Here is a 15,007-nt window from a genome sequence, read left to right on the forward strand (position 1 = left end):
CCGCCTCCGCTCCGGCACCCCCCGTGCCGGCCAGGAGGCCAATCGGAAGGCAGTAACCGTGCAATACCTTGCAGCGGGTGGTGGGGCCGGCGGCTTCACGCCGATCCTGATGATCGCTCTGCTCTTCGGCGTCATGTACTTCATGATGATCCGTCCCCAGCAGAAGCGTCGTCGCGAAGCCGAGTCCATGCAGTCGGGGCTCGGTCCGGGCGACGAGGTCGTCACCATCGGCGGGCTCTACGGCACGGTCACCGGCGTCGAAGACGACGCGGTCCTGCTCGAGATCGCTCCGGGCGTCCAGACCCGGTACGCCCGGCCGGCGATCGCCCGGGTGGTCACCCGCGCCGAGCTGCCGAGCGAGCCGGTCACCGAGGACGCGGACACCGTCAAGGACTGACCTTTCCGCGGGGGTCTGCGGTTCCGGCGGTACGGCCGGCCGACCGACTCCCCGGGACGCCGCGCCCGACGGGGCAGCGGACGTGACGTGAAAACTGGATAGTTGGGTCGACGCCGGGCGTCGGCACGTTCCCGTGGCCGTCGGCGTCCCCGTGCCGGCGTGTCCGGCCACTGTGTCGGCAACCCCGCCGACCCAGGTCAGATCGTTGGCCGGGACCCCCGGCCCGACACTCGCCGCCGCCGCCGAGCGCAGCGGCGCGACCGTACAGGGAGACAGGACAACCGTGGCACCACCTCAGGGACAGATGCGCCCCGGCCGGCAACTCGCCGTGCTCGGGCTCATCTTCGTCGTCCTCTACCTTCTGGTGTTCTTCGCGGGCGGTGCCAGCGGCAGCTTCAAGGACCGGCTGGAGCCACGGCTCGGCCTGGACCTGATCGGCGGCACCCGGGTCACGCTGGAGGCGACCAACTCCGTCGACGGTAAGCCTCCGACGGCGGAGAACCTCGAGGAGGCCCGCCAGATCATCGAGAGCCGGGTCAACGCGTTCGGCGTGGCCGAGGCCGAGGTGGTCACCGAGGGCAACCGGAACATCGTCATCTCCCTGCCCGGCGAGAACCGGGACCTCACCGACGTGGGCAGCGCCGCCGAGCTGCGCTTCCGCAAGGTGCTCAAGGCCGCCGACGGCAGCGGGGCGGCCGTCGCGCCGCCGGCCGCCGCGCCGACCCCGAGCGCGAGCGCCGCGCCGCCGTCCGGCGCCCCGTCGGGCAGCGCCGCGCCGAAGGTGACGCCGTCGGCGACCGGCGAAGCGAAGGTGAGTCCGTCGGCCAGCGGTGGACAGGGCGGGATGGCGCCCGCGCCGTCCGCCAGCGCCACGCCGACCCCGTCGGCCTCCGCGAGCGCCGCGCCCTCGGCGAGCGCCAGCGCCGAGCCGGTGCCGGCGAGCATCGAGCAGCAGCGCAAGGCCGTCGAGCAGAAGGTCGGGGCCGCCGCCTGGCAGGCCGCGAGTGGCCTGCAGGCCCCCGCCGACCTGAGCGCCGACCCGTCGCTGGGCGACAAGCTCAAGCCGTTCAGCACGCTCACCCCGCAAGAGGTGGCCGTGCTGCCGGCGCAGATGCAGTTCAACGTGCCGACGATCGGCTGCGCGCAGCTCGACAAGCGCCCGCCGGCGTCGATCTCCGACCCGAAGCAGCAGGTCGTGTCCTGCGAGGACGGCGCGTCGAAGTACCTGCTCGACCAGGCCAAGGTACTGGGCACCGACGTGGACGACGCCGACGCGGTGCTCGACCAGGCCAACTCCTGGGTGGTCAGCCTCGACTTCACGGGCGACGGCCAGGGCAAGTGGACGGCGCTGACCCGCGAGGCGTTCGGCAACGAGGGCCAGGCCTGTGACGCCACCGCCCTTGGCCAGGACGGCAAGTGCCGGGTGGCCGTCGTGCTGGACAACGAGATCGTCTCCTCGCCGGAGATCCAGGGTGTGCTGACCGGCAACTCGCAGATCACCGGCCAGTTCACCCAGAAGGACGCCAGCACCCTCGCCGGTCAGCTCCGCTACGGCGCGCTGCCGGTGACGTTCGAGCAGCAGGAGGCGCAGAACGTCACGGCGACCCTGGGCGCCAGCCACCTGCGGGCCGGTCTGCTCGCGGCCGGCATCGGCATGCTGCTGGTCATCATCTACGCGTTCTTCTACTACCGGCTGCTCGGCTCGGTCATCTTCCTGAGCCTGATCCTCTCCGCGCTGCTGGTCTTCGGCGCGCTGGTGGTACTCGGCCGGCAGATCGGCTTCACGCTCACCCTCGCCGGCATCGCCGGCATGATCGTCTCGCTCGGTGTGGCGGCGGACTCGTTCGTCATCTACTTCGAACGGCTCAAGGACGAGATCAGAGAGGGCCGCAGCCCACGCAGCGCGGTGCCCCGCGCCTGGATCCGGGCCCGCCGGACGATCATCTCGGCCAACGCGATCACGTTGCTCTCCGCGGTGGTGCTCTACGTGGTCTCGGTCGGCACGGTCAAGGGCTTCGCGTTCGCGCTCGGCCTGGCCACGGTGCTGGACCTGGTCGTGGTCTTCCTCTTCCGGCACCCGATCATGACGATGTTCGCCCGGACCCGGGCGTTCCTGTCCCCGCGGGTCAGCGGCCTGGGCCGGGCGCTTCCGGCCCGCAGCCAGCAGACTCAGCCCCGCAACCCGCGCGCCAAGGAGGCCTGAGATGGCTCAAAACGGTTTGGCGAGCCGCCTCTACAACGGCGAGGCCGGTCTCAACATCGTCGGCCGCCGCAAGCTGTGGTTCGGTGTCGCCGGTGTCCTGATCCTGGTCGCGATCCTCAGCTTCGCGCTCCGCGGTTTCAGCCTCGGCATCGAGTTCGCCGGCGGTAACTCGTTCCAGGTGCCGGCCAGCGTCGGCACCCTGGACGACGCCGAGCGTGAGGTCAACTCGGCCCTCGCGACCGAGAACACCGGCGTCAAGGTGGCCACCACGCAGAAGGTCGGCGGCCCGGGTGGTGACTCGTACGAGCTGCGGACGCCGCAGCTCACCGTCGAGCAGGCCAACGCCGTCAAGGCCCAGATCGCCGACGACCTCAACATCAACGCCAACGAGATCAGCAGCAACCAGGTCAGCGAGGCGTGGGGCAGCCAGGTGACCGAGCGGGCCGTACTCGGCCTGGTCATCTTCATCGCGCTGGTGATGGTCTACCTGATCCTGCGCTTCGAGTGGCGGATGGCCGTCGCGGCGGTCTCGTCGCTGTTCATGAACCTGATCCTGACCGCGGGCATCTACTCGCTGGTCGGCTTCGAGGTCACCCCGTCGACGATCATCGGCTTCCTCACGATCCTGGGCTTCGCGCTCTACGACGTGGTGGTGGTCTTCGACAAGGTGCAGGAAAACACGCGGGGCATCACCGCCAACAACAACATGACGTACAGCGAGGCGGCCAACCTGGCCGTCAACCAGAGCCTCATGCGGTCGCTGAACACCTCCGTGGTGGCGCTGCTGCCCGTCGGTGGTCTGCTCTTCATCGGTGCCGGCCTGCTCGGCGCGGGCACCCTGAAGGACCTCGGCCTGGTGCTGTTCGTCGGTATGGCGGTGGCGTTCCTGACCTCCATCCTGGTGGCGACGCCGCTGCTGGCGCTGCTGAAGAACTACGACCCGCGTATCCAGGCGCACAACAAGCGGGTGCAGACCCGCCGGGGTGCGTTGGGCCGTGGTGAGGCCACCGGCAAGGTCACGCCGACGGCGGTCGACGGCGACGCGGCCGACGTGATCGATCCGGACTCGGCGGCGCTGGCCGGCGCGGCCCCCAAGGTGGGTTCGCGGCCGGCGGGCAAGCGGCCGACCGGCGCGCGGGGCGGTCGCCCCGGCGGCGGCGGTAACCGGCCCGGTGGCGCGAAGCGGCGCTGAACACCCCCGGGGCTGACCCGGGAGGAAACGCCTGAACGGCGTCCGGCATGCTGTGCGAGCAGCGTGCCGGACGCCGTCGTCGTTGGAAGGGAACGCAACAGCCGTGACGGAGACCCACAGCAGCGCCCCGCGCGGGGACAGCGGCCCGGAGGCCGCCCGACTGGTGGCCAGCCGGGTGCTGGACGTGCCGGACTTCCCCAAGCCCGGTGTCCTGTTCAAGGACCTGATGCCGCTTTTCGCCGACGGGAAGGCGTTCCGCGAGGTTGTCGACGGGATCGTCGCGTACCACGGGCGGGACGCGTTCGACGTGGTGGTCGGCATCGAGGCGCGGGGGTTCGTCGTCGCGGCGGCCGTCGCGTACGCGGCCGGGGTGGGTGTCGTGCCGGTGCGTAAGGCCGGCAAGTTGCCCCGCCCGGCGCACTCGGTCTCGTACGCCCTCGAATACGGCGAGGCCACGCTCGAGGTGCACGAGGACGCCTTCACCGCCGGCCACCGGGTGCTCGTCGTCGACGACGTGCTGGCCACCGGGGGCACCGCCGAGGCGACGCTGGACCTGGTCGAGCGCGCGGGCGGTACGGTGACGGGCTTCACCGTGCTGTTGGAGCTTGCCTTCCTGGGCGCGCGGGAGCGACTGACGCCGCGTCCGGTGCATGCCCTGTTGACCGTTTGATCCCTGTCGCGTCGGCGTCGGGACGACGGTGTGCCCACGCTGCGTGCCGACCGGCCGTGCCGACCGGCGGAGCCGGGGGCCGGTCGGGCCGGCCGCCCGGGCGTCGACCGTCCGGCGGAGCGGCAGGGGACCGTCCGTGCGGGTAGCATTGCCCATTGCTGACGCCGGCGGTACACCGTCCGGCGACGCGAGACCAGGCCGGCCGACACACGGCCGGCGTGTTTCCGGCGAGCGGTGAGGAGGCCGGTGTCCCACGATGTCGTCCCTCCGGCGGAGGGCACGGTGCACCCCACAGGCGACGCTGACGGCTCGGTGACCGACCGGAACGGCGACGCGCCGGCCCGGGTGACGGGCACCGACAACGGCTCCGGCAGGGCTCCTGCCGACAGCGTGACGGCTCCTACCGAGGTCACGGCGAGCGCCGTCGAGGCGTCGCCCGGCGCGGACGGGGTCGTGGTTCCGTTCCCGACGGACGTCGACCCGTCGCCGAGCGGCGGCTTCGGGTTCTCCAACGCGCCTACCGGCCGACGGGTGCGCGCCCGCCTGGCCCGGTTCAACGCGCCCTGGCAGACCTCGCAGGTCAGTGAGGTGCTGGAACCGCTCATCGCCAGCCACCGGGAGAACCACCCGAAGGCCGACGCGCGGTTGCTCCAGCGTGCCTTCGACACGGCCGCGCGGTGGCACTCCGGCCAGTACCGCAAGTCCGGCGACCCGTACATCACGCACCCGCTCGCCGTGGCCACCATCCTGGGCAACCTGGGGATGGACACGACCACGCTGGTCGCCGCGCTGCTGCACGACACGATCGAGGACACCGAGTACACCCTCGACGCGATGCGCGCCGACTTCGGCGGCGAGGTCGCCCTGCTGGTCGACGGCGTCACCAAGCTGGACAAGGTCAAGCTGGGCGACGCGGCCAAGGCCGAGACGATCCGCAAGATGGTCGTGGCGATGGCCAAGGACCCGCGGGTGCTGGTGATCAAGCTGGCCGACCGGCTGCACAACATGCGTACCCTGTCCTTCCTGCCGGCGCCGAAGCGCGAGCAGAAGGCCAAGGAGACCCTGGAGATCCTCGCGCCGCTGGCCCACCGCCTCGGTATGAACACGATCAAGTGGGAGCTGGAGGATCTGGCCTTCGGCACGCTGTTCCCGAAGCGGTTCGAGGAGATCAACCGGCTGATCGGTGAGCACCAGCCGCAGCGCGAGTCGCTGCTGCGGCAGGTCACCCAGAAGGTTGGCACCGACCTCAAGGCCGCCAAGATCAAGGCTGAGACGACCGGCCGACCGAAGCACCTCTACTCGATCTACCAGAAGATGATCGTGCGGGGTCGCGACTTCAACGACATCTACGACCTGGTCGGTGTGCGGATCCTGGTCGACACGGTGCGGGACTGCTACGCGGCGCTGGGGGTCATCCACGCCAACTGGCAGCCGGTGCCGGGCCGGTTCAAGGACTACATCGCCATGCCCAAGTTCAACATGTACCAGTCGTTGCACACGACGGTCATCGGGCCCACCGGCAAGCCGGTGGAGATGCAGATCCGCACGTACGCCATGCATCGCACCGCCGAGTTCGGCATCGCCGCGCACTGGAAGTACAAGGAGCACAAGGGCACGCCGGTGGTCGGCCCGCCGGCGCACATCGACGAGATGACCTGGCTGCGGCAGCTGCTGGACTGGCAGCGCGAGGCGGCCGACCCGAGCGAGTTCCTGGACGCGTTGCGCTTCGACCTGTCCAGCCAGGAGGTGTACGTCTTCACCCCCAAGGGTGACGTCATCCCGCTGCCGACCGGGTCGACGCCTGTCGACTTCGCGTACGCGGTGCACACCGAGGTCGGGCACAAGTGCATCGGCGCGCGGGTCAACGGCAAGCTCGTGCCGTTGGAGTCGACGCTGTCCAACGGCGACGTGATCGAGATCTTCACGTCGAAGTCCGAGACGGCCGGCCCCACGCAGGACTGGCTGGGCTTCGTCAAGAGCCCGCGCGCCCGCACCAAGATCCGCCAGTACTTCAACAAGGAGCGGCGCGAGGAGGCGATCGAGGCCGGCAAGGACGCGATCGTCAAGGCGATGCGCAAGCAGGGCATGCCGTTGCAGCGGATGCTCACCTCCGACGCGCTGATGTCGATCGCACGGGACCTGCACCTCGCCGACGTGGCCTCGCTCTACGCGGCGGTCGGCGACAGCCAGGTCTCCGCGCAGTCGGTGGTGCAGAAGCTGATGGCGGCGTACGGCGGCGAGGAGGGCGCGGCGGAGGACATCGCCGAGACCGCCGTCGCCACCCGGCCGCCGCGCAGCCGGCAGAGCAGCAGCGACCCGGGCGTGGTGGTCCGGGGCGTCAGCGACGTCTGGATCAAGCTGGCGCGCTGCTGTACCCCGGTGCCACCGGACTCGGTGTTCGGGTTCGTCACCCGCTCCGGCGGGGTGAGCGTGCACCGTGACGACTGCGCCAACGCCGAGGACCTGCGGGCGCAGGCCGAGCGGGTGGTCGAGGTGAGCTGGAAGCTCACGTCCGCCTCCACGTTCCTGGTGGCGATCCAGGTCGAGGCTCTGGACCGGCACAAGCTGCTCGCCGACGTCACCCGGGTGCTCTCCGACGAGCGGGTGAACATCCTGTCCGCGACCGTCACCACCACCCGCGACCGGGTCGCGGTGAGCCGGTTCAGCTTCGAGATGGCCGACCCGAAGCACTTGGGCCACCTGCTGGCCACCGTTCGCAAGGTCGACGGCGTGTTCGACGCGTACCGGGTCACCTCCGGCGCCTGACGCGTCGTACCCCACACACGAGAGCGCCCGCCGGCTCAGCCGGCGGGCGCTTCGTCATCCTGGCGGGTGTCAGCCCTGCGGCGCGCTCATCGTGAGGGTCTTGATGACGACCTCCTTCTTCGGGTGGCCGCCACCGGCCTGCTGGGCGAACGCCCCGTCGTCGCCGGCCTTGGCCACGTCCTTGACGATGTCCATGCCACCGGTGACGGTGCCCAGCACGGTGTACGCCGGGTCGAGCGGCGAGTCCCCGTACACGATGAAGAACTGGCTGCCGGTGCTGCCCGGCTGACCGGAGTTGGCCATCGCGATGACACCCTCCGGGTACGGCGGGCGCTTGTCGGTGGGCAGGTTCTCCTCGGGCAGCCGGAAGCTCGGGCCACCCGTGCCGTCGGTGTCGCGCCAACCCTTGCCGGTGGCGCTCGGGTCACCGCACTGCAGCACCTTGATGCCCTCGGTCACCAGGCGGTGGCACTTGGTGTTGTCGAAGAACTTCTTCTCGGCGAGGAGGCTGAACGCCCCCGCGGTGCAGGGCACCTGCGACCGGTCTACCTTCGCCGTGATCGGGCCCAGGTTGGTGTCGATCGTCATGGTCTGCACACCGCTGGCGGACTGCTGGTTGCTCGGTACCCCGACGTCCTTGATCTGCGGGGACCGCTGGTCGGCCGGCATCGCGTTGTAGACGCACTCGGACGCCCCGGGCGCCGACGCGGCGTTCTTGTCCTTGTCGTCGTCGCCGCCGAGGGTCGTGGCCAGCCAGACGGTGCCGGCGACCACGAGCACCAGCACGGCGGCGGCGCCGACGATCGCCTGCGTCTGGCGGCGCTTGCGGGCCTTGGCCGAGCGCTCGGCCATCTCCTTCTCGAGTCGGGCGCGTGCCGCCGCGCGCTGCCGCTCTCTGGTGGACGTCACGCCTGGATCCTCCTGGCTGTTTGCTGCGGGGTGCCGCTTAAGGTGGGTTGGGGCGACCGGTCAGCCGGCGCTCGGGCTGGTGGCCGGGGCGCCGGACGGCGGCGGTGCCGCGCCGGTGACCGGCTCGCCGACCGTGAGGCTCTGGATCACCACGTCGGTCTTGGGCTTGACCTTCGCCCCGGTCCCATTGTCCACGGTCGGCTGGGCGCCGATCTTCTCCACCACGTCCAGGCCGCCGGTGACCTTGCCGATCACCGGGTACTTCGGGTCCGCCGTGGTGAAGTCCTTGAAGAAGATCAGGAACTGGCTGCCGTTGGTGCCCGGCGGGTTGGAGATCATCGCCACGGTGCCCTTGGGGTACGTCGGCGGCTGTCCGGGCGCGGGGCTGGCCGAGGGCGACGGCGCGGTCGGCACGTCCTCGTCGTAGAACGAGTAGGTGGGCCCGCCCAGGCCGGTGCCGCTCGGGTCACCGCAGCGCAGCGCGCCGTCGGTGGTGATCTCGTGGCACTTGGTGTTGTCGTAGAACGACCGACCCGCCAGGTGGGCGATGCTCGCGGCGGCGCACGGCGAGCTGGTCAGGTTCAGCTCGGCGGTGATCGGCGCACCCTGGTTGGTGGTGACGGTCATCGGCCGGGTGCCGTCGGTGGGAAGACCCTTGGTCTCCGGCGTACCGACGTCCTTGAGGTTGGTGTTCGCCGTCGCGTCCTGCGGGGTCCAGAGGCAGGTGTCCTCGGCCGCCGCGTTCTGCTTCGGGTCGGAGTCGAACGCACCGAGCGCCCAGGCCGAGCCGGCCACGATCACCGCGAGGACCAGGAAGGCGCCCACACCGGCCTGGATCTGCCGACGACGCCGTGTGGCGGCCGCTCGGCGTGCCATCTGCCGGTCGAGCTTGGCCCGCGCCAGTTTGCGCTGCCGGTCCCTGCTGGAAGCCACAGGTGCTCCCCTTTCTTCGCCTGATCGTCACCGGCGGCCGGCTCTCCCGGCCCGTCCGGGCGTCGCGTGTGCCGCGCCACACGCCCGCCAGAGTGTACGGCTAGTGACTGGGAATGTGGTGTACGAGGTCCACCCCGCCCCGAGCAGCGCTTATCGGAAGTTGTCACTGTGCCGGTCGGGGCGTGCGGGACGGACGCGGCAAACCCGGTCGACCCGCCCGATAGGCTGCTGGGCAGGACGACAGCTCGACGGAGAGGACAGCGCCCGTGCTCGTGGCCGGCTTTCCCGCGGACGCCTTCGGCACCAACTGTTACGTGGTCGCCACCGCGCCGGGGGAGCAGTGCGTGGTGGTCGACCCCGGCATCGGGGTGCTCGACCAGCTCGACGCGCTGCTCGCCGAGCACCGCCTGCATCCGGCCGCCGTGCTGCTCACCCACGGCCACCTGGACCACACGTTCTCGGTGGCGCCGGTCTGCGACGCCCGCGGAATCACCGCGTACGTGCACCCCGGCGACCGGGAGATGCTCGCCGACCCGGCCAAGGGCCTCTCGGCCGACCTGACGTCGCTCTTCGGCGGCCGGCTGAGCTACAGCGAGCCGGAGGACGTGGCCGAGTTGACCGACGGCGCCACCCTCACGCTCGCCGGCCTGGAGATCGCCGTCGACCACGCACCGGGCCATACCGGCGGGTCGGTGCTGTTCCGGCTGCCCGGCGCCGGGTCGGGCTGGGAGGCGGACGAGATCTGCCTCTCCGGCGACGTCCTCTTCGCCGGTTCCATCGGCCGCACCGACCTGCCCGGCGGCAGCATGCCGGCCATGCTCGCCAGCCTGCGCGACAAGATCCTTCCGCTGGCCGACGACACCGTCGTGCTGCCCGGCCACGGCCCGAGCACCACCATCGGCCGCGAGCGCGCCAGCAACCCGTACCTCGTCGAGGTGGCCGGCACGTCGCCGGCCGCGCCCACCCGGGGTTTCTAGATCATTCGTCCGCGCCGCGCGCGGACCCACGACACCACCGCGCCGCGGGCGCGGAACCGCAAGGAGTACGCGATGAGCAAGCCCACGCCCATCTCCGGGTTCCCGGAGTGGACCCCCGGTCAGCGGATGATCGAGCAGTTCGTGCTCGACAAGATCCGCGACACCTTCGAGCTGTACGGGTTCGCCCCGCTGGAGACCCGCTCGGTGGAGCCGCTGGACCAGCTCCTGCGCAAGGGGGAGACCTCCAAGGAGGTCTACGTGATCCGGCGGCTGCACGCCGACGCCGAGGGCGCCGGTGGTGACGACCAGCTCGGGCTGCACTTCGACCTGACCGTGCCGTTCGCCCGCTACGTGTTGGAGAACGCCGGCAAGCTCACCTTCCCGTTCCGTCGTTACCAGATCCAGAAGGTGTGGCGGGGGGAGCGGCCGCAGGAGGGCCGCTACCGGGAGTTCGTCCAGGCCGACATCGACATCGTCGACCGGGACACCCTGGCCCCGCACCACGAGGCGGAGATGCCGCTGGTCATCGGGGACGCGCTGCGCGCCCTGCCCATCCCGCCGGTGACCATCCAGGTGAACAACCGCAAGATCTGGGAGGGCTTCTTCCGGGGCATCGGGGTGACCGACCCGGAGGCGGCGCTACGTACCGTCGACAAGCTCGACAAGATCGGCCCGGCGAAGGTGGTCGAGCTGCTGGCCGAGACCGCGGGGGCGAGCGAGGCGCAGGCCAAGGCGTGCCTCGCGTTGGCCGAGATCTCCGCGCCGGACGCCTCGTTCGCCGACGCCGTACGCGCGCTCGGGGTCACCGACCCGCTGCTGGACGAGGGCGTCGACGAGCTGGTCCGGGTGGTGGAGACCGCGGCCGGGCACTCGCCCGGCCTCTGCGTGGCGGACCTGCGCATCGCCCGCGGCCTGGACTACTACACGGGCACGGTCTACGAGACCCAGCTACGCGGCTACGAGCGGTTCGGCTCGATCTGCTCCGGCGGCCGGTACGACAACCTGGCCAGCGCGGGCGCGGTCTCGTACCCCGGTGTGGGCATCTCGATCGGGGTGACCCGACTGCTCGGGCTGCTCTTCGGCGCGGGGGAGCTGACCGTCTCCCGTTCGGTGCCCACCTGTGTCCTGGTGGCGCTCGCCGACGAGGAGCACCGTGCGGCCAGCGACAGGATCGCGGCGGAGCTGCGTCGGCGGGGGATCGCCACCGAGGTGTCCCCGAGCGCGGCCAAGTTCGGCAAGCAGATCCGGTACGCCGAGCGGCGGGGCATCCCGTACGTCTGGTTCCCGGGTGCCGACGGCGCGGCGGACGAGGTGAAGGACATCCGCTCCGGTGAGCAGATCACGGCCGACGCGCAGGCCTGGACGCCACCCGCGGGCGACCTCCGGCCGGCGGTGAACTGAGGGCTTCCACTGGCGCTATCGGTCGCGGGGACCTACGGTAGCGTAAGTTACGCCACCGTAGGGAGTTCTTCGTGACCGTGAGCACCACACTGAGCCAGACCGCCCTGCTCGTCGAGCTGGAGCCGGTAGTCGCGCGCAACCTGGACCGCCATCTCTCGCTGGCGAAGGAGTGGTTCCCGCACGAGTACGTGCCGTGGAGCGAGGGGCGCACCTTCGACGGGCCGCTCGGTGGCGAGGCGTGGTCGCCGACCGACTCGACGATCCCGGACGTGGCCCGCACCGCGCTGATCGTGAACCTGCTGACCGAGGACAACCTGCCCTCGTACCACCACGAGATCGCCACCCTGTTCGGCCGCGACGGCGCCTGGGGCACCTGGGTGCACCGCTGGACCGCGGAGGAGGGCCGGCATGGCGTCGCGATCCGCGACTACCTGACCGTCACCCGCGCCGTCGACCCGGTGGCGTTGGAGCGGGCCCGGATGACGCACATGTCGGAGGGCTACACCAACGCGCACGGCGACGAGGTGCTGCACTCGCTGGCGTACGTCTCGTTCCAGGAGTTGGCCACCCGGATCTCGCACCGCAACACCGGCAAGGCCACCGGCGACCCCGCCTGCGAGGCGCTGCTGGCCCGGGTGGCCGCCGACGAGAACCTGCACATGGTCTTCTACCGGAACCTGCTCGCCGCCGCGTTCGAGCTGGCCCCGAGCCAGGCCATGCGGGCCGTCGCCGATGTCGTCGCCGACTTCCAGATGCCCGGCAGCGGCATCGACGGCTTCGCCCGCAAGTCGGTGGCGATCGCCCTGGCCGGCATCTACGACCTGCGCCAGCACCGCGACGAGGTGTTGCAGCCGGTGCTGCGCCAGTGGGACGTCTTCAACGTCACCGGCCTCGACGCCGACGGCGAAGCCGCCCGCGAACAACTCGCCACCCAGCTCGACGCCCTGGACCGCGCGGCGTCCCGCTTCGAAGAAAAGCGCGACGCCCGAGCCGCCCGCCTAGCCCAGCGCTAACCCCCACCTCCACCCCGTCGATCTTGCACTTTCTGTTGTCACGAATCGGGGCACAGCCCGCGTTTCGGCGACAGGAACTGCAAGATCGACGGCAAAGGGGTTAGGGGAGGGGGAGGATCAGGCAGGTGCTGGTGGCGTGGGCTACCAGGCGGCTCTGCGCGTCTGTTAGGCGGGCTTCGGCCAGGGCCGTGCGGCGTCCGCGTTGCAGGACCGTGCCCTCGCAGCTCAACGTGCCGCTCGCGACGGTGACCGGCCGGAGGAACTTCACGTTCAGGTCCAGCGAGGTGTAGCCGACCCCGGCGGGCAGCGTGGTGTGTACGGCGCAGGCGGCGGCGGTGTCCAGCAGTGTCGAGAGGACGCCGCCGTGTACGGTGCCCAGCGGGTTGTAGTGGAACTCCTGGGGGGTCAGCTCGACGACGACGCGCCCCTCGTCGGCCTCCATGCGGGCCATGTCGAGCAGGTGCATCACCGGGGGTGCGGCCAGTTCCCCCGCGATCATCGCGCGAAGCATGTCGAGGCCGCTGCGCTGACCGACCTGGGCCGCGTTGGCCGCCGGGTCCGACCAGGTGAAGGTACGGCTGCGCGCCGGCTCCTGAGTCTGCGTCATGGATGCAGCCTCGCAGCATGTTGCTGAGTCTGTCAATGAGACCTAGCCTGGTCGGATGAGGCCCGCGGCACTGGACTGGTCGGTGGAGAACTGCACCATCGCCCGCGCGATGGAGATCCTCGGCGAGCGGTGGACCATGGTGGTGCTGCGCGAGGTGTTCAGCGGCGTACGGCGCTTCGACGACATGCGGGTCCGTACCGGGATCCCCAGGCAGGTTCTTACCAACCGGCTGGCCCTGCTGGTCGAGCGGGGCGTCCTTCGTCGTGAGCCGTACCGGGAGCCCGGCAGCCGGCTGCGCCACGAGTACCGGCTGACGGAGATGGGCTTCGCCCTCTGGCCCGTGCTCGTCGCCGTGCTCGGGTGGGGCGACAGGTACCTGGCCGACGCCGAGGGCGCGCCGTTGCGCGTGGAGCACCGCGACTGCGGCGCCGAAGTGCGCGCCGAGCTGCGCTGCGCCGACGGACACGCGGTGGCGGACGCCCGAGACGTACTGCCCCGCCCCGGGCCCGGCGCGCGCCGCCGCACGGTCTGACGTCGCCCGCCCGCTGTGGCGGGTCTGCGTCACATGCGTTTGCTCGTTGTGGCACCAACGGCCGCCGTCGCGCGAGGGTGTCCGAAAGAGATCCGGCGATCGTCGGGGTGTGACGGCAGGTGTCGCCGAGCGTGTCCGTGGTGTTGCGGCGGTGTGATCGATGCCAGTCGACGAATTCGGGCGAAACCAGATCTTGTTAATGATCTTAAGTATGTGAATACTTCAGTTCACTCGGCCGGTTTTCGCAGATCGGCCGGGTTGCCCTCGGGTCAGCCATCCCCGGCCAGACCCGTCTCCCCCGCCCAGGAGGTTTGTTACATGCGACCCACGAGGTCCTCCTTCCGCGTTGCGGCGACCGTTGCCGTGAGCGGAACCCTGGTCGTCGGCTCGCTCATCGGCGCACCCGCCCAGGCCGCCCCCGCCGCCTCGCCCGACGCCGGCGCGGCCCTCTCCGCTCAGCTCGGCGACCGCTCCGCCGGCTCGTACATCGACGCCAGCGGCAAGACCGTCGTCACGGTGACCGACGCGGCCGCCGCGAGCGCGGTCAGCAAGGCCGGAGCGAGCGTCCGGTACGTCACCCGTGGCGCCGCCGAGCTCAACCGGGCCACCGCCGAGCTGGAGCGCTCGGCGAAGATCCCGGGCACCGCCTGGTGGAGCGACCCGATCACCAACCAGGTGGTCGTCTCCGTCGACAGCACCGTCACCGGCGCCAAGCTGGAGCGGGTCAAGGCGGCCGCCGCGCGTGCCAACGGCGCGGTGCGGGTAGAGGCCGAGGCCGGCGTGCTGAGCACCCGGATCTCCGGTGGCCAGGCCATCTACACCGGCGGTTACCGCTGCTCGCTGGGCTTCAACGTGCGCAGCGGCAGCACCTACTACTTCCTGACCGCCGGGCACTGCACCAACCTCGGCACCAACTGGTACTCGAACTCGAGCCAGACCAGCCTGCTCGGCACCCGTACCGGCACCAGCTTCCCGGGCAACGACTACGGCATCGTGCGGCACAGCAACTCGGCGAACGCCGCCGGTAACGTCTACCTCTACAACGGCAGCTACCGGGACATCACCGGCGCCGGCAACGCGTCGGTCGGCCAGTCGGTGCAGCGCTCCGGCAGCACCACCGGCCTGCGTAGCGGCTCGGTGACGGCGACCAACGCCACGGTGAACTACGCCGAGGGCTCGGTCTCCGGCCTGATCCGCACCAACGTCTGCGCCGAGGGTGGCGACAGCGGTGGCTCGCTCTTCTCCGGTAGCACCGCGCTCGGCCTCACCTCCGGCGGCAGCGGTAACTGCCGCACCGGCGGTACCACCTTCTTCCAGCCGGTCACCGAGCCGCTGAGCGTCTACGGCGTCAGCGTCTTCTGATCGACGTACCGCACGCGGGCCGCCGGGGCACTCCGGCGGCCCGCG

13 protein-coding genes are annotated in these 15,007 nt (G+C 70.8%); 10 read left to right on the forward strand and 3 right to left on the reverse strand.

What is annotated here, in order from left to right; genetic code table 11:
* The first annotated feature begins 109 nt into the window (after positions 1-109).
* From yajC to ACQP0N_RS12260, 5 genes are all read left to right on the forward strand, one after another.
* A complete protein-coding gene (gene yajC / locus ACQP0N_RS12240) occupies positions 110-397 on the forward strand; it encodes a preprotein translocase subunit YajC (protein WP_433121586.1) in 288 nt (95 codons plus the stop codon).
* A 283-nt stretch (positions 398-680) separates the two neighbouring features.
* On the forward strand, positions 681-2,600 hold the full coding sequence (gene secD, locus ACQP0N_RS12245; protein WP_433120069.1) for a protein translocase subunit SecD: 1,920 nt from the start codon (positions 681-683) through the stop codon (positions 2,598-2,600).
* A 1-nt stretch (position 2,601) separates the two neighbouring features.
* On the forward strand, positions 2,602-3,792 hold the full coding sequence (secF, locus tag ACQP0N_RS12250; protein WP_433120071.1) for a protein translocase subunit SecF: 1,191 nt from the start codon (positions 2,602-2,604) through the stop codon (positions 3,790-3,792).
* A gap of 103 nt (positions 3,793-3,895) precedes the next feature.
* A complete protein-coding gene (locus ACQP0N_RS12255) occupies positions 3,896-4,462 on the forward strand; it encodes an adenine phosphoribosyltransferase (RefSeq protein WP_357133529.1) in 567 nt (188 codons plus the stop codon).
* A 246-nt stretch (positions 4,463-4,708) separates the two neighbouring features.
* Positions 4,709-7,228, forward strand: coding sequence for a RelA/SpoT family protein (locus ACQP0N_RS12260; protein WP_355053635.1), 2,520 nt, complete (start codon positions 4,709-4,711; stop codon positions 7,226-7,228).
* A 69-nt stretch (positions 7,229-7,297) separates the two neighbouring features.
* Here the strand turns inward: ACQP0N_RS12260 and ACQP0N_RS12265 are convergent, their stop codons facing one another.
* Together ACQP0N_RS12265 and ACQP0N_RS12270 are read right to left on the reverse strand one after the other, a co-directional pair.
* Positions 7,298-8,137 (reverse strand): peptidylprolyl isomerase, encoded by an 840-nt coding sequence (locus ACQP0N_RS12265; RefSeq protein WP_355053634.1) that lies wholly within the window; start codon positions 8,135-8,137, stop codon positions 7,298-7,300.
* 60 nt (positions 8,138-8,197) lie between these two features.
* Positions 8,198-9,070 carry a peptidylprolyl isomerase gene (locus ACQP0N_RS12270; RefSeq protein WP_433120074.1) on the reverse strand — a complete coding sequence of 291 codons (873 nt, stop codon included), beginning with the start codon at positions 9,068-9,070 and terminating at the stop codon, positions 8,198-8,200.
* 266 nt (positions 9,071-9,336) lie between these two features.
* Between ACQP0N_RS12270 and ACQP0N_RS12275 the strand changes: the two genes are divergently transcribed.
* The 3 genes from ACQP0N_RS12275 to ACQP0N_RS12285 all read left to right on the forward strand — a co-directional run bounded on the left by ACQP0N_RS12275 (position 9,337) and on the right by ACQP0N_RS12285 (position 12,461).
* A complete protein-coding gene (locus tag ACQP0N_RS12275; protein ID WP_355053632.1) occupies positions 9,337-10,047 on the forward strand; it encodes an MBL fold metallo-hydrolase in 711 nt (236 codons plus the stop codon).
* Positions 10,048-10,119: 72 nt separating this feature from the next.
* Complete coding sequence (hisS, locus tag ACQP0N_RS12280; RefSeq protein WP_355053631.1) at positions 10,120-11,448, forward strand: histidine--tRNA ligase; 1,329 nt, start codon at positions 10,120-10,122, stop codon at positions 11,446-11,448.
* A 71-nt stretch (positions 11,449-11,519) separates the two neighbouring features.
* On the forward strand, positions 11,520-12,461 hold the full coding sequence (locus tag ACQP0N_RS12285; protein ID WP_357133509.1) for an acyl-ACP desaturase: 942 nt from the start codon (positions 11,520-11,522) through the stop codon (positions 12,459-12,461).
* Positions 12,462-12,561: 100 nt separating this feature from the next.
* Here ACQP0N_RS12285 and ACQP0N_RS12290 read toward each other — a convergent pair whose 3' ends face one another.
* Complete coding sequence (locus ACQP0N_RS12290; protein WP_433120078.1) at positions 12,562-13,068, reverse strand: PaaI family thioesterase; 507 nt, start codon at positions 13,066-13,068, stop codon at positions 12,562-12,564.
* A gap of 55 nt (positions 13,069-13,123) precedes the next feature.
* Between ACQP0N_RS12290 and ACQP0N_RS12295 the strand changes: the two genes are divergently transcribed.
* Both ACQP0N_RS12295 and ACQP0N_RS12300 read left to right on the forward strand, forming a co-directional pair.
* Positions 13,124-13,600 carry a winged helix-turn-helix transcriptional regulator gene (locus ACQP0N_RS12295; RefSeq protein WP_355053673.1) on the forward strand — a complete coding sequence of 159 codons (477 nt, stop codon included), beginning with the start codon at positions 13,124-13,126 and terminating at the stop codon, positions 13,598-13,600.
* Between the two features lie 318 nt (positions 13,601-13,918).
* Positions 13,919-14,962 (forward strand): S1 family peptidase, encoded by a 1,044-nt coding sequence (locus ACQP0N_RS12300; protein WP_433120080.1) that lies wholly within the window; start codon positions 13,919-13,921, stop codon positions 14,960-14,962.
* Positions 14,963-15,007: the final 45 nt, after the last annotated feature.

This window comes from Micromonospora sp. CA-246542, assembly GCF_050942905.1.
GTDB lineage: Bacteria > Actinomycetota > Actinomycetes > Mycobacteriales > Micromonosporaceae > Micromonospora.